This is a genomic window from Streptomyces sp. NPDC092370, from assembly GCF_044755265.1.
In the GTDB taxonomy this organism is placed as follows: Bacteria; Actinomycetota; Actinomycetes; order Streptomycetales; family Streptomycetaceae; genus Streptomyces.
Genome location: NZ_JBIVQO010000001.1, coordinates 1,200,608 through 1,222,636, shown reverse-complemented (window position 1 = coordinate 1,222,636; position 22,029 = coordinate 1,200,608). Strand labels below are relative to the sequence as shown.

The window sequence follows — 22,029 nt, the reverse complement described above, 5'->3', positions numbered from 1 at the left end:
CGAGCTGGAAAGACCCGCTGTAGAGTGCATTTCCATGGCATCATCATGGGTCAATTCCGCGGAACGGGTCGGGGCCGACCTGCATCTGGAACTGACCGGGCCGGGCGGCCGGCGGGCGGCTCTGACCCGGGCCCTGCGAGAGGCCGTGCGCAGCGGGCGGCTCCCTCCGGACACGCGGCTGCCCCCGTACCGCTCGCTCGCCGCCGACCTCGGCGTCGCCCGCAACACGGTGGCGGACGCGTACGCGGAGCTCGTCGCGGAGGGCTGGCTCACCGCACGGCAGGGCTCGGGTACCCGGGTCGCTGAGCGGGCGGAGCCCCTGCGGCCCGCCCGTCGCGTGCCCAGGAAGGCACCGCCACGCGCGCGTGGCCCCCGGCACGACCTCGCACAGGGCACACCGGACGCCTCGGCGTTCCCGCGCACCGCCTGGCTGGCCTCCTACCGGCGGGCCCTGCAGCAGGCGCCCAACGAGGTGTTCGGTCCGGGCGACCCTGCCGGCCGGCCGGAACTGCGGGAGGCACTCACGCAGTACCTGGCACGCGCGCGTGGGGTGCGGACCGAGCCGGGCCGGATCGTGATCTGCTCCGGTTTCGTGCACGCGTTGCGGCTGCTGTTCGGAGGCGGCGTCCTTCGCGGGCCGCTGGCGGTGGAGGCGTACGGGCTCGGGTTCCACCGGGAGATCCTGGCGTCCGCCGGGGTGCGCACCGTGCCGCTCCCCCTCGACGAACACGGCGCGCGGGTCGACCGGCTGGGGCGGCAGCGAGCGGTGCTGCTCACGCCGGCGCACCAGTTTCCGACCGGCGGCCCGCTGCACCCCGCGCGCCGGGCCGCCGTGATCGACTGGGCACGCGCGCATGACGCACTGGTCCTGGAGGACGACTACGACGGGGAGTTCCGCTACGACCGCAAGCCGGTCGGTGCCGTCCAAGGGCTCGACCCCGAGCGGGTGATCCACATCGGCTCGGTGAGCAAGAGCCTCTCGCCGGCGGTGCGGCTGGGCTGGATGGTGCTCCCGGAGCGGTACGCGGGCGCCGTCGTGGCCGCCAAGGGCGAGCGCGAGGCGTGGGCGAGCGTGCTCGACCAGTTGAGTCTGGCGGACTTCATCGCCTCGGGGGCGTACGACCGGCATGTACGCCGGATGCGGCTGCGGTACCGCAGCCGACGGGACCGGCTCGTCGCGGCGCTCGCCGCACACGCGCCGCACATCGAGGTCACCGGTATCGCGGCCGGGCTGCACGCGGTGCTGCGGCTGCCGCCCGGCACCGAGGCGTCCGCGGTCAAGGCCGCCGCGTGGCAGGGCATCGCCCTCGACGGCCTCGCCGCGTTCCGGCACCCGGAGACGGACATGCCGGCGGGCGACGGCCTCGTCGTGGGGTACGCGACCCCCTCCGAGCACGCCTACGGGCCGGCCCTGGAGGCACTGTGCGGTGCGCTGCCGCCTCCGTGACCGGCCCGGGACGGATGCCGGGCCCCGGGAGAGCGGCGGCCCGCGCCGGGAACCCCGGAGGTTCTCACACCTTGCGAGCCACCGCCCCGTATCCCGGGATCACCCCGTCGTCCTGTCCGGGCACGGGCTCGCCGAGCTCGGGGTGCCAGCGGTGGGGGACCTCGACGCCGGGTTCGACGAGGTCGAGGCCGTCGAAGAAGCGGGTGAACTCCTCGCGGGAGCGCAGGGCCAGGGTGACGCCGGCGGCGCGCAGCTTCTCGGTGGCCGCCTTCGACTCCTCCGGGGTGAAGTCGGCGGTCGCATGGGTCATCACCAAGTAGCTCCCGGAGGGCAGTTCGGTGACCAGCCTGCGGACCAGGTCGTGGGCGCCGTCCTCGTCGGAGACGAAGTGCAGCAGCGCGACGAGCGACAGGGCGACGGGCCGGGTGAGGTCCAGGATCTTCCTCGCGCCCTCCAGGATGGCGTCCGGGTCGCGCACGTCGGCCTGGAGGTACTCGGTCACGCCCTCGTCCGTGCCGCGCAGCAGGGCCGCCGCGTGGGCCAGCACGATGGGGTCGTTGTCGCAGTACACGACCCTGGCGTCGGGGGCGGTCTCCTGGGCGATCTGGTGGAGGTTGGGTGCGGTCGGGATGCCGGTGCCGATGTCCAGGAACTGCCGGACACCGCTCTGGGCCAGCCAGCGCGTGGCCCGGTGCATGAACGCGCGGTTGACCCGTGCCATCACCGGCACCCTCGGGTCGAGGGTGAGCATCTGCCGGCCCATCTCCTCGTCGACCGGATAGTTGTCCTTGCCGCCGAGGTACCAGTCGTACATCCGCGCGGGGTGGGGTCTGGTCGTGTCGATGTGGACGGCCGACGTGGAGTCCTGCCCGGTCATGTGGCACTCCGTGAGGCGCAGAGGGTGGTCATTTCAGCACCAGCGATTCAGTGACAACGTGAATGGAAACGTAGGCAACGTGAGGAAGTCGAGCGACGGCAACGGCAATCACGTCAGGACAGCAGGAAGTCCGCCTCCCCCGCCTTCGCTCCCTCGATGAAGGCCGTCATCTCGTCCGTGGTGTAGATCAGCGCCGGCCCGTCCGGGTCGGTGGACTGGCGGAGGGCGATCCGGCCGTCGGCGAGTTTCATCGCCTCCAGGCAGTTCCCTCCGTTTCCGCCGCTCCACGGCTTGTGCCAGCCTTCGCTGCCCAAGTCACGCGCGGGCATGCCGTTGTAGACGTGTTTGCGCGGCTTGATGCGATCCATTCACAGCTCCTTGCGGAGATCCTGGAGGATCTCCTTCGTGCGATGTGCCGTAGCGGCCTGCGCCGCCATGCGGTCCATGACCTCGAGATGGGTCGCCACCTCGGTGCGCGCGTCGAGATAGACCGCGCCGGTCAGGTACTCGCTGTAGACCATGTCCGGCAGTTCGGGCACGGCGAATCGGAACAGCACGAACGGCCCGTACGTGCCCGGGTGCGGTCCATTGGCGAACGAGGCGATCTGCAGCGTCACGTTGGGCAGCTTCGTGGCGTCGAGCAGTTTGTCGATCTGGTCACGCATCACCTCCGGGCCGCCGGCGGGGCGCCGCAGCGCGGTCTCTTCCATCACGACCCACAGCCGGGGTGCGTCCTCGCGGGTGAGCAGGTCCTGGCGCCGCATCCGCAGGGCGACGTGGCGCTCGATGTCCTCGGGCCGGGTCTGGCCGATGGCGCCGGACCGGAGCACCGCGCGCGCGTACTCCTCGGTCTGGAGCAGTCCGGGGACGAAATGGGGCTCGTAGCTGCGGATGACGCCGGCGGCGCCCTCCAGGCTGACGTACATCGAGAACCAGCCGGGCAGGATGTCGTGGAAACGCTGCCACCAGCCGGGCTTGTTGGCGTCCTCGGCCAGCCGGACGAAGGCCTCGGCCTCCTCGTCGGAGATTCCGTACGCCTTGAGGAGCAGTTGCAGGTACGGGATTTTGAGCGTGACCTCGGCCATCTCCATACGGCGGACGGTGGCGGGGGCGACGCGGAGGATGCGCGCGGCCTCCTCGCGGTTCATCCCGGCGCGTTCCCTCAAGTCCAACAGGCGTCGGCCGAGTACGACCTGACCGACCGTCGGTGCGGACCGCGGTTCACTCACGCTCCACCTCCACGAAGAGTTCTGACGAGCCGGCCACAAAAGAACGCTGACAGCCCGGCGGCGCCATTCGAGAACCTTTTCGAAGAGTCGATTCGAACAAGTGTCTCGAACGAGTCTTCGGCAGTCTCAATTGGCGCCGCGCATGGTGCTGTTGCGAGCAGTGTGCCACGCCCTTCCAGACCGTCACACAGCACTCTGCAATTTTCAGAGTGACACTTGCCAAGTGTTCACGGCGGGGCGATAGTGGCAAGCGTGATTCCGTCCGTGCCCTTAGGAACAGATGCCGCCGCAGGCCCTCTCGGGCTTGGCGCCGCCACGGGAGAGGCCCCCCTCGGGGTCGCTGCCGAGCGCCGGTTCCGTTTCGAGCTGGCCGCACATCCGGGTTCTCCCGCCCAGGCCAGACGCCTGACGCAGGCCCGGCTGACCGGCTGGTCGGTGTGCGAGGACACGTGCGACAGCGCGGCCCTGGTGGTTTCCGAGCTGGTCACCAACGCCATCGTCCACACGGCCAGCACCCACATCGTGTGCGAGCTGCACGACGGCGACGACCTCGTGCGGATAGCGGTGCGGGACGAGGGCTGCGCCCCGGGCCAGCCCCACGCCGCCAGCCGGACACAGCCCGAGGAGGAGCACGGGAGGGGACTGCTCCTCGTCGACGCCCTCTGCCATGCCTGGGGTGCCCACGAGGACGGCCCCGGACTGCTGGTCTGGGCCGAGCTGCCGCGCACGGCCGACGCCCCGCCCGATCCGGCGGGCCCCCGCGGCGACCTGGGCTGGGGCACCCGCCCGAAGCGCGGCCCGGCCGACGACCCGGGCGACGGGGACGGCACCCACCAGGCACGCCACCTGCGGGACGCCCCGGAGATCCCCCCGCAGGAGCGCCGCCGAGACCTGGGGCCCACATGAGCCCCGTGCACGCAGGCCGCGTGCTGAATCTGGACACCCTGGTCCGCGTCGGGCGCGGACTGCGCACGCCCGGCCCGGCCCCGCGCCTGCCCGTGCCCGACGGCATGACCGCACCGCTCGGCTGTGACGCGGTCGCGGTCCCGGCCCACGTCGGCCCGCTGGTGATGCCCCGGCTGCCCCGCGTGGGTTGCGTCTACGCCGACGGGACGCACTGGTGGTGGCTGGTGCCGTCCGACTCCGATCAGGCCCTGGAGTGGCCCTACCCGGCGCGGTACGTCACCGGCGCGGTCGTCCCGGACCTGCCGGAGATCCCCGACCTGATCCACCGCCCCGACGGCACGCTTCCGTACACCCCGCCGATCCCCCTCTACCTGGCGCTGTGCCGCGCCACGGGGACGGCGCCGTCCTGGTCCCGCCCCGTCAGCGCGTAGCCGGGACCCGGCAGACCTCCGCCGCACCACCGCACACCTCCGCGCCGCCCCCCGCCTCCCCGGGGCGGGTCGTGCGCCCGCGCGCTTCCGGCGCCCCGGGGTGCGCCCTGCCCGGGCCCGGACCGGCCCCGCGATAGTGGGCCGCTCACGGGCTGGCACGAGGCGGGGAGGTCGGTCGACGGTGGGGAAGAAGCGCACCGCGCCGGAGGTGTCCGAGTCGGAGCGGCTGCTCTTCGGCGGGCCGCTGCGCTACGACATGGGCTGGAACCAGCACGCCGACGCGTTCCTGGAGCTGAACTTCCGCGCCATGATCACCCGGCTGCCGTCCCTGCTGGCGTCCAGCCTGCGGCTCGCGCGACAGGCCGACCGGGGCGCCGCGCGGATCGTGCTGGCGGCCGAGGCGGGCCGGGGCGTGGCGCAGGCGGTGAGCCTGCTCGCGGTGAACAGCGTGCTGGCCCGGCTGATGGGCGGCGGCCCGATCGACGACCGGTTGCGCGGAGCCGTCCCCGCCCTGGTCACGGTGGCCGTCGTGATGTTCCTCGCGGCGCTGCTGCGAGCCGCGAGCACCTACGCCACCGGCCGGCTGGAGCCCAAGGTGGAGCGGGTGGCGACCGAGCGGTACCTGGAGCGGGCAGCGGCCGTGGAGCTGGCCGCGATCGAGGACCACGCCTTCCACAAACTGCTGGACACCGCGCAGTACGGCGCCGCATCCGCCCGCCGGATGATCTCCTACGGCACCCGCGTGATCAACGCGATGATCTCGCTGGTCGCGGCGGCGGGTGTGCTGACCGTGCTGCACCCGGCTCTGCTGCCGCTGCTGGTCACGATGACCCTGCCGAGCGCCTGGAGCGCGCTGACCGTCGCCCGGCGGCGTTACGAGTCCTTCCACGCCTGGGTGCAGCACGCCCGCGCGGGCCGGCTGCTCGGCAGTCTGCTGATCGAGCCCGAGGCGGCCCCCGAGATCAGGGTGCACGGGGTGGGCTCCTTCCTGCTACGGCACTTCCGCGCGATGTCGGAGACGGCCGAGGCCGAGCAGGCGCGCCTCGCCGGGCTCGCCGCGCGCACGGGCCTGATCGCGGCGGCGTGGACGGGCCTGGCCACGGTGGCGACGTACGCGACGCTGGGAGGGCTGCTGTTGACGGGGGCGATGGCCCTGTCCGTCGCGGGTACGGCCGTGATCGCGATCCGGACCGGCTCGCAGAGCCTGGACACGCTCGTGGTGGAGGTCAACGCGCTGCACGAGGAGGCCCTCTTCGTCGGCGATCTGCATCGGCTGTACACCGAGGCGGACCAGTGGGCGATCCCGGCGGGCGGCACGTCGCTGCCGGAGGATCCGCACGAGATCCGCTTCGAGAACGTCACCTTCCGCTATCCGGGGGACTCGCCCCGCCCCGCCCTCGACGACGTGACGCTCAGCCTGCCGCTGGGCCGGATCGTGGCACTGGTCGGTGAGAACGGTTCCGGCAAGACGACCCTGGTCAAGCTGCTGGCCGGGCTCTACACCCCGGAGCGGGGCCGGATCCTGTGGGACGACGTGGACGTGGCGACCGCCGACCGGCACCGGCTGGCCGAGCGGATCGCGATGGTGGCGCAGGACTTCAAACGCTGGCCGTTCACGGCCCGGGTGAACGTCGCCCTGGGGCGTCCCTCGGTGCCCGTGTGCGAGGACCGGCTGGCCGCGTCGGTCGCCGAGGCCGGGGCGGAGGCCGTGATCGCGGACCTGCCGCGCGGGCTGGACACGCTGCTCGCCCGCAATTTCAGCGGCGGGCACGAACTGTCGGGCGGCCAGTGGCAGCGGCTGGGCATCGCCCGGGCGGCCTACCGCAGGGGCCGCATCCTCATCGTGGACGAACCCACGGCGGCCCTGGACGCCCGGGCCGAGCTGGAGGTCTTCGAGCGGATCCGCGCCCTGGCCGACAGCGGCCAGACGGTCGTGCTGATCACGCACCGGCTGGCGTCCGTACGGCACGCGGATCTGGTGCACGTCCTGGACCAGGGCCGGCTCGTGGAGTCCGGGACGCCGGACGAGCTGCTGGCCGCCGGCGGGCTCTACGCCGAGCTGTACGCGCTCCAGGCGGAGCAGTTCGCCTCGTCGCCCCCGCCGGTCGCGAAGGTGCCGACGCCGAAGGCGGGCTGAGGCCACACGTCAGGCGGTGGCGTCGGCCACGTCCCCGCTGCGCACGATCACCAGGAACATGTCCGTGGCGAGGTCCATGACGACCTCGGCGGGCAGGCCTTCCCGACGCCGCGCCTGCGCGAACTCCTCCGCAGGCCAGGAGCCACGCGGCCCACCGGCGGGAAAGCGTTCGAGCACCGTTCGCCCGTTCACCCTGCACCTCCATGTAGCGCTGTACTCGTAGAGTTAAACGCCAACCATGGGGTGAACGGCTCGCGAAGTGACGGTTCTGAGACGTAGTTGACACGCGTTCACCGCCTAGTGTGACCAAGCTCTCAGCCTCTTGGCGTATGTGTTCACTTTCCGTATCAGTCTCCTCACTCGTCGCGCTATCGGATGCCCTCACTTCCCGCAGGCGCACCAAAGGCCGACGCGCGCCCCTCGGGTCCCTCCCACATCTCCGCCGGCTCAGTGCCGGTGAGGTCGAACGGGCCGATGCTCGAGGTCGACCAGGACGAGGCCGGCCCGCCGGCCGGGGGCCGACGCCGTCCCCCGAGGCTCACGGCACGGGCGCCAGGACCACGCTCCGGTGTGGGCACGGGGCGGCGGCTGAGCACGTCGCCGGTGCCGGAGCGCCTGCCGCGACGAGGAGACGGAGCTCCGGCCGGGGGCGGTCCGGCCAGCAGGCGCACTATCCGGCGAGGGGCGTCCGGGGCGGCCGCAGTCCCACCTGTTCTCCCCGCCCGGCGAGTTCGGCGAGGACGGCTGTGAGGCGTTCCTTGTGGCGGGGCCCGAGGCGACCCGTGTCGTCGAGGTGCACGGCACAGGCGGTCGTGGTGTCGACGAGGCGTTCGAGGAGATGGGCGACCTCGTCCGCGCCCTCGGTGTGCCGGGCGAGTGCGGGCAGTTCGTGCGCGGCGAGAGAGATGGCCGAACGGGCCTCGGCGAGGGTGCGGTACGCCTCGCGGCGCAGGGTCCAGCGGGTGGCGCGGTGGTCGGACGGGGTGCCCGAGGTCCCGACGCGCGGGGCGTCGGGCTCGTCGAGAACATGCGTGAGGTAGGCGTAGGCGGCCTCGCTCGCCGTGGTGAGCCGGGCCCGCACTCCCCCGCCGCGCTGGCCGGGCATGGGCAGGTGTCCGGCGATCAGCACGATCACACAGGCCAGCAGCGTCTCGCCGATCCGTCCGGCGGAGGCCTGGGGCTCGCCGCCGACCATGACGAGCGCGAGGACGAGGACGGTGGCGACGGCGGTCTGGGCGGCGAAGTGCCGGGTGGCGACGGGGATGAGCGCGCCGCTGAGGGCGACCAGCGCGATGAGCCCTTCCGGGCGGGGCAGGACGGCGGCGAACCCGGCGAAGAGCAGCGCCCCGAGGACGGTCCCGGCGGCCCGGTTCAGCACCCGCGAGGCCAGCGGCCCCAGGTCGGGCTTGACGAGGAACACGGCCGTGGCGGGAAGCCAGTACCAGTGCTCGTGCTGCCCGTACCACTGGCTCTGGTGCAGGGCCTGGGCGACCGCCGAGCTGGCCCCGAAGCAGAGGCCGACGCGCAGCCCGTACTCGCGTCCGGCACTGCCGAAGGCGGCGCGCAGCCGGTCCCCGGCGCCGCGGGGACGGGTGTGCAGATCGCCGCCCCCGCCCTGGTCGAACACCTCGGCGGCGTGCAGGAGGGCGTCGTCGAGGGCGCGCAGGGCGGGCGCCGCACGGGACGGGGCGGGCAGCGGCCCGGTGTGGGTGTTGCCGCGTACGGCGGCGGCGAGTCGCCGGGGGCCTTCGGAGGCCCGCTCGGCGACGGCCTCCTCGGCCCAGGCGAGCGCGGTGGCGGCCTCGGCGAGGGGCAGGGCCGCGGCGTACTGCGCGTGCAGCCGCCGCTCGGTGGAGGAGGACGCGTACCTCCGCAGCCGGGGCCCGGCGAGGGCGTCCTGGGCGTGGTCGAGGGCGGCGGTCAGCGCGGCCCGGCGGCGGATGGCGTCCGGCCCTCCGACGGCGTCGAGCAGTTCGGCGACGGCCTCGTAGACACCGGCGACGGCCTCCCGCTCCCCGTCGAAGCGGAAGTCACCGGCCAGGGAGCCGGGCGTGGGCAGGACGAGCCGCAGCACGAGCAGCCATCCCGCTCCGGCGAGGTAGGCGAGTGCCCGCTCCCACCCGGGCTCCGGCAGGGGCATCCCGGCGCCGATGGCGGCGCCGACGAGCAGCTGTGTCCCGACGGCGGACGCCACGGGCCCGACGGCGCTCATTCCCCCGGCGACGAGCCCGACGGCGGTGAGCACCACGGTGAGCACGACCGCCCCGGCCCCCTGCCCGGTGTACGTCCCGATCACGACCCCCGCCGCACCGCCCACGGCGGGTACTCCGATCCGCTCGATCGAGAGGCGCCGGCTTCCGGGCCGGTCGTTGATGCCGGCGAGCATGGCGGCGACGGCGGCGACGACACCGAGGGAGGTGAGGCCGGTCCGGACGGCCAGGAGCAGCAAGGGCCCGGCGGACAGGGCACCCCGCGTCACCGCGCTCCAGGGCACGGGCCCCCGCTGAGCGCGCAGGGCGTGCGCGAGCCAGGGCGGAAGGTGCGGGGTGATGCGGCGGGACACGGGGCTCCTGTCGTCTCGACGAGGGCAGGGGTGAGCCTTCGGGCGACGGTGGCCGGGGGCGGGGTGTGGCTGTCCACGGTAGGCGGGGTTCCTGGAGGATAGGTTTCCGGAACATGTCGGGCGGCTCGAGAACGGCGTTCTTTATGTACGCAATCAAGCGCCGGCCCCGGCAACCTTTCCGGGCCCGGCGGCCACTGGTGAGTCATGAGCGCGCGTTCTCCTGAACCACGCAAGGACTCGAAGGACTGATCCGTGGCATCCGCATCGCACCGCCGTCCCCTCCGCAAGCGGCGCACGACCCTCGTCTGGGCCGTCGCCGTGGCAGCCGTGGGACTGCTCGTGTCCCTGGTGATCGCCCTGCGTCCCGGCAGCGAACCGGAGACGGTGCGGACGGCGGCCGGCAGCACCCGGCCGAGCGCACCGCCGACGAGCGACAGGCCCACGCCGCCGGCGCCGGAACACTCGACTGCCTCCCCGGCCGCCTCGGCCTCCTCCTCTGCGGCGCCCACCCCGACCACCGCGCCGGCGCGGCCCTCGCCCGCCGCCACCCGGTCGTCCGCCCCGCGTCCGGCGTCCGGCACGGCGCCCCTGGCAGGCCGCATCAGGCCCGGGGTCGGCTACAACGGTGTCGCCACCCACTACGACGCCAAGGACGGTGACGGCGCCTGCCTGTACGGCCCTGGGTCCGACCTGATGGTCGCGGCGATGAACCACGCCGACTACGAGACGTCCCGGGCGTGCGGGGCGTACATCCTGGTCCGCGCGGCGAGCGGCGCCTCCGTCACCGTCCGCGTCACCAACGAGTGCCCGCTGCCCTGCGCCCCCGGCCAGCTCGATCTCAGCAAGGAGGCCTTCGCGAAGCTCGCCGGTCTCTCCACGGGCCGGATACCCGTCACCTGGAGCCTGCTGAGCCCCGGCACGTCCGAGACCCTCTCGATCCGCTACAAGACCGGCTCCAGCAGCCACTGGTGCGGCATCCAGGCACTCGGCCACCGCAACCCGCTGGCCCGGCTGGAGGTCAGGACCGGCAGCGGCTGGAGCCGGCTGACGCGTACCGAGTACAACTACTTCCTCTCCCCCGACGGCACCGGCTGCGGCGGCCCCCTCAGGCTCACCGACATCTACGGCGAACAGCTCACCGTCGACGGCATCGCGCTGCGCCCGGACGCCGTCCAGCCGACCCGCGTCCAGTTCACCCGGCGGTGACGGCGGTCACGGCCCGGGCGAGGAGTTCCTCGGCATCGGTCACGGCCCGGGCGAGGAGTTCCTCGGCGTCGGTCACGGTCCGGGCGAGTGCGGCCGGTCCGTCCGGAGGGTGCGCAGGATCGCGTCCACCTCTCCCGACCCCGCCCGTGCCAACAGCTCTTGGTCGTCGGTGACCCATTCTCCGCGCGCCGCCCGCACGGGGTGCGCCGTCTGTGTCGCGGCCAGGGCGATGGCGCCCGCGACCTGTGTGACGGCGCCCTTGGGGGCGTCTCCGGCCGTGACGTAGGAGGGGGTGGCCGCGGCCATGCCGTGCCAGCGCGCCGGGGCGCTCGCCCACAGTGCCGGCGGATGGGTCGAAGGCACCGCGGTAGTAGACCGCCAGATCCCAGTCGCCGCCGGGCCGTTCGGTGCCCCGGGCCCGGCAGCCGCCGAGGGTGACGGCTTCGGCGGTCAGCGCGGCGAGGCGGTCGGCGGTGGTGTGGAGGAAGGCGCGGTCCGGGACGGGCACGGGGGGGGGCCTGGGCAGGCGGGGTCCAGGGAAGCGTAGGGGGAGCCCCGGCCGCCGGGAACCGCAAATACGGGTGCGGGCGCGTGCCGGGCCCCTCATGATCGGTGGGTTGTCCTGTCGCCGCCCGCAGATCGGAGACCTCACGTGATCCGCCGCGTCACCGTCCCGAGCCTCTTCCCGCCGCCCGCCTACTCCCACGTGTCCGTCGTGGAGGCCGGCACGCGGCTGGCGTTCCTCGCCGGTTCCGTACCGCTGGGCCCCGACGGCTCGCTCGTCGGACCCGGAGATCCGGTGCGGCAGGCCGAGCAGGTCATCGACAACCTGCGGGAGCAACTGGCCGCCGTCGGGAGCGATCTGGCGCACGTGGTGGCGACCGAGGTGTATGTGGTGAGCGGTGAACCGGCCGTGCTGTCCGCCGTATGGAGTGTGGTCGAGGCGTCCGGTCTCAGTGCGGGTCCGCACTCGTCGACGCTGATCGGCGTGGCGTGTCTGGGGTACACGGGACAACTGGTGGAGATCACGGCGATCGCCGTGGTACCCGAGGGATCGTCCGCCTGAGGAGAGTTCCCTGCTGACCGAGCACCGCGGGCGGCCTCCCGTCGTCCCCGAGTCCGCGTACGTCGCCCCGACGGCCGTCCTGTGCGGGGTCGTCGCCCTCGGTGAGCGCCGCCGGGTGCCGCACGGGGCCGTGCTCACCGCGCAGGACGGGGAGGCGCGGGCCGGGTCGGACGTCGTGGTCACGGACAACACGCTGGTGCGAGGCCGGCCCGCGCACCCCGCCGCGCCCGGTGACGCGGTATGCGTCGGCCCGCACGCCCATGTCAACGGCGCGGCCCTGGAGCACGAGGTCTTCGCGGCCACCGGCGCCTGTGTCTTCCCCGGGGCGCGCCGGTGGCGGTGATGCGGACCATGGTCGGCTCGGTGCGGATGGCCGCGTTGGCTCCCTTTCGTCGCGGGCGCCGGCTCGAAGCTGCGGATCCACAGCGTGCTGCTCCCTAGCCGCCTTCGGCCGGCAGCTCCGCCGCCCGCCCGGCCGTCCGCAGGACGTCCCGCAGCATGTCGGGAGTGAGCCGGCCGGTGAAGGTGTTGCGCTGACTGACGTGGAAGCAGCCGAACAGCTCCAAGCCGTCGAGGTGGTACCGGGCGCCGTGGGAGAAGACCGGACGCGGCCGGGGCACGGGCCAGCCGGCCTCGGCGAACGCGGGCAGCGCGGCCTGCCAGCCGAAGCCGCCGAGCACGACCACGGCCCGCAGCGTCGGCCGCAGCAACCGCAGTTCCTGCACGAGCCAGGGACGGCAGGTGTCCCGCTCCTCGGGGGTGGGCTTGTTGGCGGGCGGGGCACAGTGCACGGGCGAGGTGACGCGCACGCCGTACAGCTCCAGACCGTCATCGGCGTGCACGGCGGTCGGCTGGGAGGCGAGACCGACGTCGTACAGCGCCTCGAAGAGAACGTCCCCGGAGCGGTCGCCGGTGAACATCCGGCCGGTGCGGTTGCCGCCGTGGGCCGCGGGGGCGAGCCCCACGATCAGCAGCCGGGCGTCCGCCGGCCCGAAACCGGGCACCGGCCGGCCCCAGTACGTCCAGTCCGCGAAGGCGGCTCGCTTGGCGCGGGCCGCCTCCTCGCGCCAGGACACCAGCCGCGGGCAGGCCCGGCAGTCCGCGATCCGCCGGTCGAGGAGGGGAAGGCCGCTCGCATCCATCACTCCACGGTAGGCGCAGGTGGGGGACGCAGTCGTCACGGGGGGCGAGATCACCGGGGGGGGCGGCCCGGACACACCGCCGCGCCGCCTCAGACGCCGGTGACCCGCACGGGCCCTTCGCCGATCCGGGGTGCGTCGCTCCGGCGCAGCCAGAGCAGGGCCCCGGACAGCAGTACGGCGCCAGTGAGCAGCCAGGGCAACGGGCCCGGGCGCAGCACCCCGACGGCCAGGCCCGTGAGCGCGCCGGCCAGTTGCTGGGCGAGGGACTGGACGGACAGGGCGGTGGCACGGCCCGCGCCGGCGACCCTGCGGTGCAGCAGTTCGTTCTCATTGGGGCCCGCCGCCCCGAGACCGAGGTAGACCAGCCCCAAGCCGGCGACCGCGACGGCCGTGGCCGATGGATGAACCGAGGACGCGGTGACCCCGAGCAGCAGCAGGCCCCCCGCACCGGCCGCGAGACCGACCAGCACGGCCCGTTCACCGCCGCCCGCGACCCGTGCGGTGAGCGGCGCGAGATGGCTGCCGACACCGGAGCAGACGAAGCACGCGCAGGCCAGCACGGCGTAGACCATCGCTCCCGAGCCGGTCGCGCCCGTCAGCGCGGCGGTTCGGCTCGGCACGAGCAGTTCGACGACGGCCACGGCGCTGCCGGCGGCGGCGGAGGCGAGCAGGATCCGGCGGACCAGCGCGTCCCGGCCGCCCAGCCGCAGTCCGTCCAGCACCGTGACGGGAACACCCCCCAGCACGGAACGCCGGGTGGCCGGCGGCCGGGACGGCTCCCGCAGCGCGACCAGGACGTACGCGACGAAGACGATCCGCAACACGGCGCCCAGCAGCAGGGGAACGGACAGGGGCAGCACCGCCCCGGACGTCGTCTCGCTCAGCCGGGCACCGGCCTCGGGGCCCAGGCCGAGCAGCCAGGGCAGGGCGCCGCCGAGCAGAAGGCCGGCCGCGAGCGCCGCAGAGGTCGCCGAGCCGCCCCGGGCCAGACCCGTCCGCAGCTCGGCGCCGGGACCGGAGCACGAGTGGACCGTGTCGACGTACCAGGCCTCGGCGGTACCGCTGGCCAGGGCGCGGGCCGCGCCCATGAGCACCATGCCGGCGGTGAGCGACCAGGCGGTGGTGCCGAGGCCGGTCATCACGAAGGCGACCCCGCCGAGCGCACCGGCCACGGCCAGGACCGGCCGCCGCCCGAGGACGTCCGAGAGTCCGCCCGTGGGCAGTTCCAGCACGGCCACGGTCAGCGAGTGGACGGCGAACAGCCCCGCGATCGTGGCGAGGGACATGCCGCGCTCGCCGAACAGCAGGACCATCGTGGCCATGCCCAGGCCCGGCGGCAGCCAGAGGAGCGCGCAGAGGACGACGTACCGGCGGCGAGCGGTCCGTATTCCGGACGACTCGGTCATCAGCCGCGTCACGAGGTGCCTTCGTGGTCGGGGGCCTCGGGGTTCTCAGCCTCGGGGCTCCGAGTGGCCTCGGGATTGTCAGCGGCCTCGTTGTCCCCGGGGCCCGGACCGGTGGGGTCGTGCGCGGCGAGGGGCAGTCCGGCGGTGAGGAACACGACGTGCTGGGCGCGCGGATCGTCCGCGTCCCGGGCGGTCAGCTCCTCCAGCTTTGCGGCGACGGTACCGAAGAGCTCGGTGAGCGACTCGGCCGTCAGCCGGGGCATGAGGTCGCTGATCCCGGACGGCTCCACCCATTCCTGGCCCAGTCGCCCGGCGGTCATGTCCGCCTCGTGCCGGGCCAGGGTCCTCTCCAGGTGCTCGATCTGCCGCCGCCGCGCCAGGCTGACGAAGGCCCGGCCCGCCGCGGTGGACTCCATCGTCTCGTTGCTCCAGGAGGTGACGGTGTGCACGGCCCGCCAGCGCCGCTCCCGCCCGTCGCGGTGCTCGGCCTCGGCGATGAACGCGTACTTGGCCAGCACCCGCAGGTGATAACTGGCCGACGCCGACGACTCCCCCGTCCGCGCGGCCAGTTCACTCGCCGTGGCGGGCCCGTCCTGCCGCAGCAGCCCGAGCAGCTGGATGCGCAGAGGGTGGGTGAGGGCCTTCAGGGCGGCGGCGTCCCGCTCGGGGTCGAGTACGCGCTGCTGCTCGTCGCTGTCCATGCCGGGAGGGTAGATCGCCCGGTGATTTTACAAAAGAGTTTTTGCAAAACTTGTTTGGCAGACTCGGTTCGCAGGACGATGTCCCGCCCGGCAGGGCGACCCGGAGGGCTAAGGTCGGGGACATGGCTTCTCAAGGTGCGGAGTACGAAAGGACGGCCGGGCCCGACGAGACGGTGCCCGAGTCCCCCGAGGCCGCAGGCAGCTCCGGCAACAGCGACACCACGTCCCTGGATCCCAAGGTCGCGGCGGCGATCGCCGCTGCCGAGGCTGCGGGCCCGCAGGGCGGCACGACCGTGCGCGTCGACAGCTGGATCTGGTCCGTGCGCCTCGTCAAGACCCGCTCCATGGGGGCCACCGCCTGCCGGGGCGGCCACGTCCGGGTCAACGGGGAGCGCGTGAAGCCCGCACACGCCGTCCGCGTCGGCGACGAGGTGCGTCTACGGCACGAGGGGCACGAGCGGGTCGTCGTCGTCACGCGGTTGATCCGCAAGCGGGTCGGGGCCCCTGTGGCCACCCAGTGCTACATCGACAACTCCCCGCCGCCCCCGCCCCGCGAGGCCGTCGCACCCGCCGGCATCCGCGACCGCGGCGCGGGCCGCCCGACGAAGCGGGACCGCCGCGAGCTGGAACGCCTCCGCGGCCTGGGCGGTCCCGGCCCGCTCCCCGGTCCTGGCGCCGGCCCCGGCTTCGGCAAACCGAAGGTCTGACACCGAGCGGCGCGCCGGTGCCTGGGAGGAGCCTCTCGGCCTCCCGGGCACCGCCGCAGTCGCACGCGAGACGGTCAGGCCTGTCGCCTCAGCAGTCGCACCAGGTCGGCGTTGTGCCCCCGCCCCGCCCAGGCGATGAGGGCGAGCGGCACGATCAGGATGAGCGGCGTCGCCGCGTACTGCCCGTCGAAGACGGTCACTTGCACGATGAACGCGCCCACCATCAACGCGCCCAGCGCCATCGCCGCCACCGACTGGAGCACCGGTATCAACAGGGCGACGGCTCCGGCCAGTTCGAGCACGCCGATGGTGTACATTCCCACGCCGCCCCAGCCGAGCCGCTCGAACGACTCGGCGGCCGACGCGTGCCCGATCAACTTGGGCAGGGCGCTCGGGATCGCGTAGAAGAGGGCGAGCAGCACCTGCAGTGTGCGCAGCGCGATCCGGGCACGCCGCCCGCGAGCGGTCGCGGACTCGGCGATGACAACGCCGGCCGGGGTGGAGCCGGCGGCGGGGACGGAAGCGGTGGCCTTGGACATGGAGGTCTCCTGGGGAAGCGGTCCGTACTGGTGTCGGAGAGGTAGACCGCCCCCCGTCGCCGGACTCATCGCCCGACGCGGGGCGACTTCGGCCGGGTCACCTTCCCGCCGGTGCCGTCGCCCAGACCGCCGGCACCGCCCGGACCCATGTCCGGTCCTGCGTCAGATAGCGGTCCACCGTCAGGCCCGCTTCCTCCAGCGCCCCCTCGAACTGTTCCTTCGTCAGAGGCCGCGCGCGGAACGTCTGGGTCCAGACCGCGTCCGGGAACTCGTACTCGACGCGTACCGCGTTGATCCCGTCGCCGACCGGCTCCGACGACGCGATCCGCACGGTGAAACCGCTGGGGTCCTCGCGCTCGCGTGGCACGTTCTCGTGGTAGTCCTCGCCTTCGCGCTGGATCAGCACGCAGCCACCCTCCGCGACATGGCGCACGCACGTGCGCAGGATGCCGCGCCGCACCTCGGCGTCTCCCGCGTGCACGAGGAACGAGGCGAGCAGCACCACGTCGAACGTCTCGCCCAGGTCCAGCTCCTCGATCGGGCCGCATATCGTCCGCGCGCCGCGCACGCGCTCCAGCATGGGGGCGGACTCGTCCACCGCCGTGACCCTGAAGCCCTGCTCCAGCAGGGCGTGGGTCATGCGTCCGACTCCGCTGCCGAGCTCCAGGATGTGCGCACCGCGGGGCACCGCGGCGGCGATCACCTTCGGTTCGTTCCCGACGGGCAGCCGGGAGTAGAGCTCTACCGCGCAGCCGTCCGGGGTGATGGCCCCGGGTCCCGTCCCCTCGTACCCCTCACGCGATTTCCTCTCCATGCCCGTCCAACGGGCCGCGTCCGCACGCTCGTTCCCGCGACGGCAGTCTCCACTCGACCGAGTGAACGGGGCGGTGGGCGGCAGGAGTCGAGGATCACGGACGGCTGCCGCGGAAACCCCGGGGAACGGTCGCAGGCCGCCGGGGACAGCGGCCCGAGGGAAGTCCGGAATATGGAGGTTCCGGCAAGGCTCCCCGGTGCCGCGTCCAGCCCGGCGACCGCATCGCCGCCCCGTGCGCTGCCCGAGGCGGGCCCGCTCGAACTTGAGCCGTCCCAGCTGGTACAGCTCGCCCCGGAAGTGGCGCGTGAGCCACTGGGAAAGCTCCATCCCTCCCCTGCCGCGCCGCCGTCGCTGGAACGCCATGTTCCGCCCCAGGTCGGCGAGGGTGCGGCGGCCGGCGCCGGCCGGGGCACCCCGCTCGCGGTGGGACGCGCGCGTGCGGCAGCGCCGCGACGAACACGTACACGGCGAAGTAGGGACCCAGCGCGGCCGGGGCTTCGGTGACGCGCTCGGCGAGCGGCATCTCGACGCAGGCCTCTCCGATGTCCCGCACCAGCTCCTCGACGCACTCCCCCAGGAGCCTCATGACCCCGGCATCCGCCGCGAGCGTCCGCCGCAGGGCGACCACGTCGCTGATGTCCTCGTGCGACACCGCGAGGTCCAGCAGGATCTCGGACAGTGTGTCGGCGCCTCGAACAGTGTCCCTGTGGACCTTGGTGCGCCCTCGCCACGAAGAGTACGTTGCAAGCAGGAGTGGTGATCGAGATGCGTACAGGCAGTGAACCGCGAACCGCGCGCAGTGCCCTGCGGGCGCGCTTCTGGCTGAGCCTGTGGGGGCTGCTCTGGGCGCTCTTCGGGACGGTTGCCTTCCTGATCACCGGGCGGACCGGCTGGGCCATCGCCTGCGGTGTGCTGCTGGTGATCGTCACGATCGACCTGGCCGTCGTCCTGCGGCACATCCGGCAGGGCCCGCACTACCAGCCGGGCCCCGACATCCCGCCCTACCGGCCGCCGGACGATCACGCCTGAGACGGACGGGGCGGCCGGTCACGAGTCGAAGCGCGCGGCCTTCAGGAACTCAGGGTTCGGGTCCAGCGCGGCCGCCAGACGGAAGTGGCGTTTCGCCTGACCGGGACGGCCCTGCCGCTCATACGTACGGGCGAGCGCGAAGTGCGCGAAGGCGTTGTCCGGCTCCCGCTCCAGGACGATCTGGAACTCGAGCTCCGCCGGCCTGAGCTGCGCCGCCGCGAAGAAGGCGCGCGCCCGCAGCAGCCGCGCCGCGGTGTTCTCGGGGTGTGTGGCGATGACGCCGTCGAGCAGCTTCACCGCGCCGCGCGGGTCCCGCGCGGCGAGGAGTTGCTCGGCGGCACGGAAGTCGATGACATGCGTCTCCGGGGTACGTCCGGTCGAACCGCTGGTCTCGGGCACGGCACAGTCCTTCCCTCACTGCACGGGTTCAACGCCCCCCGAGGGCGGCGCTATTCCGCGGGAGACGGCCGGGACGCCTGCGACCTGCGCACCAGCTCGGCCCACACGCCCGTCACACGCTGCTCCAGCTCCCGCAGCGGGACGTCGTTGTCGATGACGATGTCGGCGATCTCCCGGCGCTGCTCACGCGTCGCCTGGGCGGCCATCCGCGCCCGGGCGTCCTCCTCGCTCATGCCGCGCAGCCGCACCAGCCGGTCGAGCTGGGTCTCGGGGGCCGCGTCGACGACGATCACCAGGTCGTAGAGCGACGCCAGACCGTTCTCGGTGAGCAGCGGGACGTCGTGGACGACGACCGCGTCCTCGGCGGCGGCCTCCTCGAGCTCGCGGGAGCGGGCGCCGACCAGGGGGTGGACGATCGCGTTGAGGGTGGCGAGCTTCTGCGCGTCGGCGAAGACGATCGCGCCGAGGCGCGGCCGGTCCAGGCTGCCGTCGTCGGCGAGGATCTCCTCGCCGAAGGCCTCGACGACCGCGGCGAGTCCCGGCGTCCCCGGTGCGACGACCTCGCGCGCGATGCGGTCCGCGTCGATCAGCACGGCTCCGCACGCGACGAGCAGCCGTGACACCTCACTCTTGCCGGCACCGATGCCCCCGGTCAGGCCCACCTTCAGCATGTCCCGCAGCTTAGGCCCTGCCTCTGACGGCGTCCTCGCCCAGGTCCTCCTGGGATCAGTTGTCGCCTTCTCGTTCCGCCAGGAACTTCTCGAACTCCAGGCCGATCTCGTCCGCCGAGGGGATGTCCACCGGCTCGGCGAGCATGTTGCCCCGGGTCTCGGCGCCCGCGACGGCGTCGTACTGGTGCTCCAAGCCCTCGATGAGCGCGGTGAGGTCCTCGTCGCCCTCGCGGATCTGCCGGTCGATCTCCGTCTGGGTGCGGTGGGCGTCCGAGCGCAGGGAGTGGGCGATGCCGGGCAGCACCAGTCCGGTCGCCGCCGTGATGGCCTCCAGGACCGTCAGGGCCGCGTCCGGATACGGGGAGCGGGCGATGTAGTGCGGGACATGGGCCGCGACGCCCAGGACGTCGTGCCCGGCCTGGAGCAGGCGGTACTCGACGAGGGACTCGGCGCTGCCGGGCACCTGCGCCTCCTCGAACGGGCTGGCGTGGCCCGGGACGAGGTCGATGCGGTTGCCGTGCGGGGTGAGGCCGACGGGCCGGGTGTGCGGGACACCCATGGGGATGCCGTGGAAGTTGACCGAGAGGCGGACGCCGAGCCGCTCCACGATCTGCTTCACGGCGGCGGCGAAGCGCTCCCACTCCACGTCCGGCTCGGGGCCGGACAGCAGCAGGAAAGGCGCCCCGGTGGCGTCCTGCACGAGCCGCACCTCGAGGGCGGGGTCCTCGTAGTCGGCCCAGCGGTCACGCTTGAACGTCAGCAGCGGGCGGCGGGCGCGGTAGTCCACGAGCCGGTCGTGGTCGAAGCGGGCGACGACCTGGTGGGGCAGGGAGCCGAGCACCCGGTCGACGATCTGGTCGCCCGTCTCGCCCGCGTCGATGTATCCGTCGAAGTGGTAGAGCATGACAAGTCCGGCCGACTCCTGGGCGAGCGCCATGTCGACGACGGCCAGGCCCTTCGGCTCCCATGCGTACAAACCCTGCGGATCAAGCACAGTGACCGCTCCTCCTCGTGTTCACACTCCACAACGCCCGTGCGGGCGTGGGCATTCCCGCGGGAGGAGAATCATGATCTTGCCGGCGGGAGAGCGACGGCCTGCCGGGACGTGGGGAGCTGCGCGACACACCCCCGCCGGGGCGCATCCGCCCGTCCGGCCCGCTCCCGGCAACGCCAAGGGGCCGCACCTCGGAAGGTACGGCCCCTCGGTCAGGAGCTACAGCTCAGTGGGCGTTCAGCTCTGCCCACCGGCCAGCTTCTCGCGAAGCGCGGCCAGCGCCTCGTCCGAGGCCAGCGCGCCGGAGTTGTCCGGGCCCTCGGAGGAGTACGAACCGCCACCGCCGCCGGACGCGGCCGGAGCGGCAGCCTCGCCACCCTCGGCAGCGGCCTTCTCGTCCGCCTCGCGGGACTTGATGACCTGCGCCTGGTGCTGCTCGAAGCGCTGCTGCGCCTCGGCGTACTGGGTCTCCCACGCCTCGCGCTGGGTCTCGTAGCCCTCGAGCCAGTCGTTGGTCTCGGGGTCGAAGCCCTCGGGGTAGATGTAGTTGCCCTGGTCGTCGTACGACGCGGCCATGCCGTAGAGCGTCGGGTCGAACTCGACCGAGGCCGGGTCCGAACCGAAGGACTCGTTGGCCTGCTTCAGCGAGAGGCTGATACGACGGCGCTCGAGGTCGATGTCGATGACCTTGACGAAGATCTCGTCGTTGACCTGGACGACCTGCTCCGGGATCTCCACGTGGCGCTCGGCCAGCTCGGAGATGTGGACCAGACCCTCGATGCCCTCGTCCACGCGGACGAACGCACCGAACGGAACCAGCTTCGTGACCTTGCCGGGCACGACCTGGCCGATCTGGTGGGTGCGGGCGAACTGCTGCCACGGGTCTTCCTGGGTCGCCTTCAGCGACAGGGAGACACGCTCGCGGTCCATGTCGACGTCGAGGACCTCGACGGTGACTTCCTGGCCGACCTCGACAACCTCGGACGGGTGGTCGATGTGCTTCCAGGAGAGCTCGGAGACGTGGACCAGGCCGTCGACGCCACCCAGGTCCACGAAGGCACCGAAGTTGACGATCGAGGAGACGACGCCGGAACGGACCTGACCCTTCTGGAGGGTCGTGAGGAACGTCTGGCGGACCTCGGACTGGGTCTGCTCCAGCCAGGCACGGCGGGACAGGACCACGTTGTTGCGGTTCTTGTCCAGCTCGATGATCTTGGCCTCGAGCTCCTTGCCCACGTAGGGCTGGAGGTCGCGGACGCGGCGCATCTCGACCAGGGAAGCCGGAAGGAAGCCACGGAGGCCGATGTCGAGGATGAGACCACCCTTGACGACCTCGATGACGGTACCGGTGACGATCCCGTCCTCTTCCTTGATCTTCTCGATGGTGCCCCAGGCACGCTCGTACTGGGCGCGCTTCTTCGAGAGGATCAGGCGGCCTTCCTTGTCCTCCTTCTGGAGAACAAGGGCCTCGATCTCGTCACCGACGGCGACGACCTCGTTGGGGTCGACGTCGTGCTTGATCGAGAGTTCGCGGCTCGGGATCACGCCTTCGGTCTTGTAACCGATGTCGAGCAGGACCTCGTCCCGGTCGACCTTCACGATGACGCCGTCGACGATGTCGCCGTCGTTGAAGTACTTGATCGTCTCGTCGATCGCGGCGAGGAAGGCTTCCTCGTTACCGATGTCGTTGACCGCTACCTGCGGGGTGGTGGCGGTGGTCTCGGTGCTGCTCGTCATGTGGGAAAGGGCTCCGGTACGGACATTG

General features: G+C 72.8%; 24 protein-coding genes and 1 pseudogene. 9 read left to right on the top strand and 16 right to left on the bottom strand.

Annotation, left to right across the window (positions count from 1 at the left end; all coding sequences use genetic code 11):
• Positions 1 to 34 precede the first annotated feature (34 nt).
• Positions 35 to 1,447: a PLP-dependent aminotransferase family protein gene (locus ACIQHQ_RS05490; protein WP_402610314.1), complete on the top strand. Its 1,413-nt coding sequence runs from the start codon at positions 35 to 37 to the stop codon at positions 1,445 to 1,447.
• A gap of 64 nt (positions 1,448 to 1,511) precedes the next feature.
• On the opposite strand, the gene ACIQHQ_RS05485 is transcribed toward ACIQHQ_RS05490, so the two are convergent.
• The 3 genes from ACIQHQ_RS05485 to ACIQHQ_RS05475 all read right to left on the bottom strand — a co-directional run bounded on the left by ACIQHQ_RS05485 (position 1,512) and on the right by ACIQHQ_RS05475 (position 3,553).
• Positions 1,512 to 2,324, bottom strand: coding sequence for an SAM-dependent methyltransferase (locus ACIQHQ_RS05485; RefSeq protein ID WP_402610312.1), 813 nt, complete (start codon positions 2,322 to 2,324; stop codon positions 1,512 to 1,514).
• Between the two features lie 113 nt (positions 2,325 to 2,437).
• Complete coding sequence (locus ACIQHQ_RS05480) at positions 2,438 to 2,692, bottom strand: DUF397 domain-containing protein (protein WP_030852880.1); 255 nt, start codon at positions 2,690 to 2,692, stop codon at positions 2,438 to 2,440.
• Positions 2,693 to 3,553, bottom strand: a complete 861-nt coding sequence (locus ACIQHQ_RS05475; protein ID WP_402610310.1) for a helix-turn-helix transcriptional regulator — start codon at positions 3,551 to 3,553, stop codon at positions 2,693 to 2,695.
• A gap of 216 nt (positions 3,554 to 3,769) precedes the next feature.
• Between ACIQHQ_RS05475 and ACIQHQ_RS05470 the strand changes: the two genes are divergently transcribed.
• From ACIQHQ_RS05470 to ACIQHQ_RS05460, 3 genes are all read left to right on the top strand, one after another.
• Positions 3,770 to 4,459 (top strand): ATP-binding protein, encoded by a 690-nt coding sequence (locus tag ACIQHQ_RS05470; RefSeq protein ID WP_402610308.1) that lies wholly within the window; start codon positions 3,770 to 3,772, stop codon positions 4,457 to 4,459.
• A complete protein-coding gene (locus ACIQHQ_RS05465) occupies positions 4,456 to 4,890 on the top strand; it encodes a hypothetical protein (protein ID WP_402610306.1) in 435 nt (144 codons plus the stop codon). The genes ACIQHQ_RS05470 and ACIQHQ_RS05465 overlap by 4 nt, the downstream gene beginning before the upstream one ends.
• A gap of 181 nt (positions 4,891 to 5,071) precedes the next feature.
• Positions 5,072 to 7,027 carry an ABC transporter ATP-binding protein gene (locus tag ACIQHQ_RS05460; protein ID WP_402610304.1) on the top strand — a complete coding sequence of 652 codons (1,956 nt, stop codon included), beginning with the start codon at positions 5,072 to 5,074 and terminating at the stop codon, positions 7,025 to 7,027.
• Positions 7,028 to 7,036: 9 nt separating this feature from the next.
• On the opposite strand, the gene ACIQHQ_RS05455 is transcribed toward ACIQHQ_RS05460, so the two are convergent.
• Together ACIQHQ_RS05455 and ACIQHQ_RS05450 are read right to left on the bottom strand one after the other, a co-directional pair.
• A complete protein-coding gene (locus ACIQHQ_RS05455) occupies positions 7,037 to 7,219 on the bottom strand; it encodes a hypothetical protein (RefSeq protein WP_184912631.1) in 183 nt (60 codons plus the stop codon).
• Between the two features lie 478 nt (positions 7,220 to 7,697).
• Positions 7,698 to 9,590, bottom strand: coding sequence for an FUSC family protein (locus ACIQHQ_RS05450; protein ID WP_402610301.1), 1,893 nt, complete (start codon positions 9,588 to 9,590; stop codon positions 7,698 to 7,700).
• A 252-nt stretch (positions 9,591 to 9,842) separates the two neighbouring features.
• Here ACIQHQ_RS05450 and ACIQHQ_RS05445 point away from each other — a divergent pair, with 252 nt between their 5' ends.
• On the top strand, positions 9,843 to 10,796 hold the full coding sequence (locus ACIQHQ_RS05445; RefSeq protein WP_402610299.1) for an expansin EXLX1 family cellulose-binding protein: 954 nt from the start codon (positions 9,843 to 9,845) through the stop codon (positions 10,794 to 10,796).
• Between the two features lie 72 nt (positions 10,797 to 10,868).
• Here ACIQHQ_RS05445 and ACIQHQ_RS05440 read toward each other — a convergent pair whose 3' ends face one another.
• The gene (locus tag ACIQHQ_RS05440; protein ID WP_402610297.1) at positions 10,869 to 11,159 is read right to left on the bottom strand and encodes a DNA polymerase beta domain-containing protein; all 291 of its coding nucleotides are present in this window, start codon (positions 11,157 to 11,159) and stop codon (positions 10,869 to 10,871) included.
• A gap of 289 nt (positions 11,160 to 11,448) precedes the next feature.
• On the opposite strand from ACIQHQ_RS05440, the gene ACIQHQ_RS05435 reads away from it, so the two are divergent.
• Together ACIQHQ_RS05435 and ACIQHQ_RS05430 are read left to right on the top strand one after the other, a co-directional pair.
• Entirely contained in the window at positions 11,449 to 11,862 is a 414-nt protein-coding gene (locus tag ACIQHQ_RS05435) for a RidA family protein (protein ID WP_402610295.1), read from the top strand.
• Between the two features lie 130 nt (positions 11,863 to 11,992).
• The gene (locus ACIQHQ_RS05430; RefSeq protein WP_402610293.1) at positions 11,993 to 12,205 is read left to right on the top strand and encodes a hypothetical protein; all 213 of its coding nucleotides are present in this window, start codon (positions 11,993 to 11,995) and stop codon (positions 12,203 to 12,205) included.
• A gap of 94 nt (positions 12,206 to 12,299) precedes the next feature.
• Here the strand turns inward: ACIQHQ_RS05430 and ACIQHQ_RS05425 are convergent, their stop codons facing one another.
• The 3 genes from ACIQHQ_RS05425 to ACIQHQ_RS05415 form a co-directional block, all read right to left on the bottom strand.
• Positions 12,300 to 13,004, bottom strand: a complete 705-nt coding sequence (locus tag ACIQHQ_RS05425) for a uracil-DNA glycosylase (protein ID WP_402610291.1) — start codon at positions 13,002 to 13,004, stop codon at positions 12,300 to 12,302.
• A gap of 89 nt (positions 13,005 to 13,093) precedes the next feature.
• Complete coding sequence (locus ACIQHQ_RS05420; RefSeq protein ID WP_402610289.1) at positions 13,094 to 14,422, bottom strand: MFS transporter; 1,329 nt, start codon at positions 14,420 to 14,422, stop codon at positions 13,094 to 13,096.
• Positions 14,419 to 15,111 carry an ArsR/SmtB family transcription factor gene (locus tag ACIQHQ_RS05415; RefSeq protein WP_402610287.1) on the bottom strand — a complete coding sequence of 231 codons (693 nt, stop codon included), beginning with the start codon at positions 15,109 to 15,111 and terminating at the stop codon, positions 14,419 to 14,421. Before ACIQHQ_RS05415 ends, ACIQHQ_RS05420 begins: the two co-directional genes overlap by 4 nt.
• A 122-nt stretch (positions 15,112 to 15,233) precedes the next feature.
• On the opposite strand from ACIQHQ_RS05415, the gene ACIQHQ_RS05410 reads away from it, so the two are divergent.
• Positions 15,234 to 15,818, top strand: a complete 585-nt coding sequence (locus ACIQHQ_RS05410; RefSeq protein ID WP_402610285.1) for an RNA-binding S4 domain-containing protein — start codon at positions 15,234 to 15,236, stop codon at positions 15,816 to 15,818.
• A 74-nt stretch (positions 15,819 to 15,892) separates the two neighbouring features.
• Here ACIQHQ_RS05410 and ACIQHQ_RS05405 read toward each other — a convergent pair whose 3' ends face one another.
• From ACIQHQ_RS05405 to ACIQHQ_RS05395, 3 genes and pseudogenes are all read right to left on the bottom strand, one after another.
• Positions 15,893 to 16,357, bottom strand: coding sequence for a DoxX family protein (locus ACIQHQ_RS05405; protein WP_402610283.1), 465 nt, complete (start codon positions 16,355 to 16,357; stop codon positions 15,893 to 15,895).
• Between the two features lie 97 nt (positions 16,358 to 16,454).
• The gene (locus ACIQHQ_RS05400; RefSeq protein ID WP_402610628.1) at positions 16,455 to 17,171 is read right to left on the bottom strand and encodes a class I SAM-dependent methyltransferase; all 717 of its coding nucleotides are present in this window, start codon (positions 17,169 to 17,171) and stop codon (positions 16,455 to 16,457) included.
• Between the two features lie 348 nt (positions 17,172 to 17,519).
• A pseudogene (locus tag ACIQHQ_RS05395) lies at positions 17,520 to 17,799 on the bottom strand (acyltransferase domain-containing protein); the annotation flags it as partial.
• A 137-nt stretch (positions 17,800 to 17,936) separates the two neighbouring features.
• Between ACIQHQ_RS05395 and ACIQHQ_RS05390 the strand changes: the two are divergent.
• On the top strand, positions 17,937 to 18,200 hold the full coding sequence (locus ACIQHQ_RS05390; RefSeq protein WP_402610281.1) for a DUF6343 family protein: 264 nt from the start codon (positions 17,937 to 17,939) through the stop codon (positions 18,198 to 18,200).
• A gap of 18 nt (positions 18,201 to 18,218) precedes the next feature.
• On the opposite strand, the gene ACIQHQ_RS05385 is transcribed toward ACIQHQ_RS05390, so the two are convergent.
• From ACIQHQ_RS05385 to rpsA, 4 genes are all read right to left on the bottom strand, one after another.
• On the bottom strand, positions 18,219 to 18,599 hold the full coding sequence (locus ACIQHQ_RS05385; protein WP_402610279.1) for a tetratricopeptide repeat protein: 381 nt from the start codon (positions 18,597 to 18,599) through the stop codon (positions 18,219 to 18,221).
• A gap of 50 nt (positions 18,600 to 18,649) precedes the next feature.
• Complete coding sequence (gene coaE / locus ACIQHQ_RS05380) at positions 18,650 to 19,270, bottom strand: dephospho-CoA kinase (RefSeq protein ID WP_402610277.1); 621 nt, start codon at positions 19,268 to 19,270, stop codon at positions 18,650 to 18,652.
• A gap of 55 nt (positions 19,271 to 19,325) precedes the next feature.
• A complete protein-coding gene (locus tag ACIQHQ_RS05375; protein ID WP_402610275.1) occupies positions 19,326 to 20,264 on the bottom strand; it encodes a PAC2 family protein in 939 nt (312 codons plus the stop codon).
• 237 nt (positions 20,265 to 20,501) lie between these two features.
• Positions 20,502 to 22,001, bottom strand: a complete 1,500-nt coding sequence (gene rpsA, locus ACIQHQ_RS05370; protein WP_352116718.1) for a 30S ribosomal protein S1 — start codon at positions 21,999 to 22,001, stop codon at positions 20,502 to 20,504.
• Positions 22,002 to 22,029: the final 28 nt, after the last annotated feature.

Excerpts from the sequence above, each read along its gene's own strand:
- ACIQHQ_RS05490 (WP_402610314.1), top strand. The coding sequence starts at position 35 with ATGGCATCATCATGGGTCAATTCCGCGGAACGGGTCGGGGCCGACCTG.
- ACIQHQ_RS05485 (WP_402610312.1), bottom strand. The coding sequence starts at position 2,324 with ATGACCGGGCAGGACTCCACGTCGGCCGTCCACATCGACACGACCAGA.
- ACIQHQ_RS05480 (WP_030852880.1), bottom strand. The coding sequence starts at position 2,692 with ATGGATCGCATCAAGCCGCGCAAACACGTCTACAACGGCATGCCCGCG.
- ACIQHQ_RS05465 (WP_402610306.1), top strand. The coding sequence starts at position 4,456 with ATGAGCCCCGTGCACGCAGGCCGCGTGCTGAATCTGGACACCCTGGTC.
- ACIQHQ_RS05425 (WP_402610291.1), bottom strand. The coding sequence starts at position 13,004 with ATGGATGCGAGCGGCCTTCCCCTCCTCGACCGGCGGATCGCGGACTGC.
- ACIQHQ_RS05415 (WP_402610287.1), bottom strand. The coding sequence starts at position 15,111 with ATGGACAGCGACGAGCAGCAGCGCGTACTCGACCCCGAGCGGGACGCC.
- ACIQHQ_RS05410 (WP_402610285.1), top strand. The coding sequence starts at position 15,234 with ATGGCTTCTCAAGGTGCGGAGTACGAAAGGACGGCCGGGCCCGACGAG.
- ACIQHQ_RS05405 (WP_402610283.1), bottom strand. The coding sequence starts at position 16,357 with ATGTCCAAGGCCACCGCTTCCGTCCCCGCCGCCGGCTCCACCCCGGCC.
- ACIQHQ_RS05400 (WP_402610628.1), bottom strand. The coding sequence starts at position 17,171 with ATGGAGAGGAAATCGCGTGAGGGGTACGAGGGGACGGGACCCGGGGCC.
- ACIQHQ_RS05390 (WP_402610281.1), top strand. The coding sequence starts at position 17,937 with ATGCGTACAGGCAGTGAACCGCGAACCGCGCGCAGTGCCCTGCGGGCG.
- coaE (WP_402610277.1), bottom strand. The coding sequence starts at position 19,270 with ATGCTGAAGGTGGGCCTGACCGGGGGCATCGGTGCCGGCAAGAGTGAG.
- rpsA (WP_352116718.1), bottom strand. The coding sequence starts at position 22,001 with ATGACGAGCAGCACCGAGACCACCGCCACCACCCCGCAGGTAGCGGTC.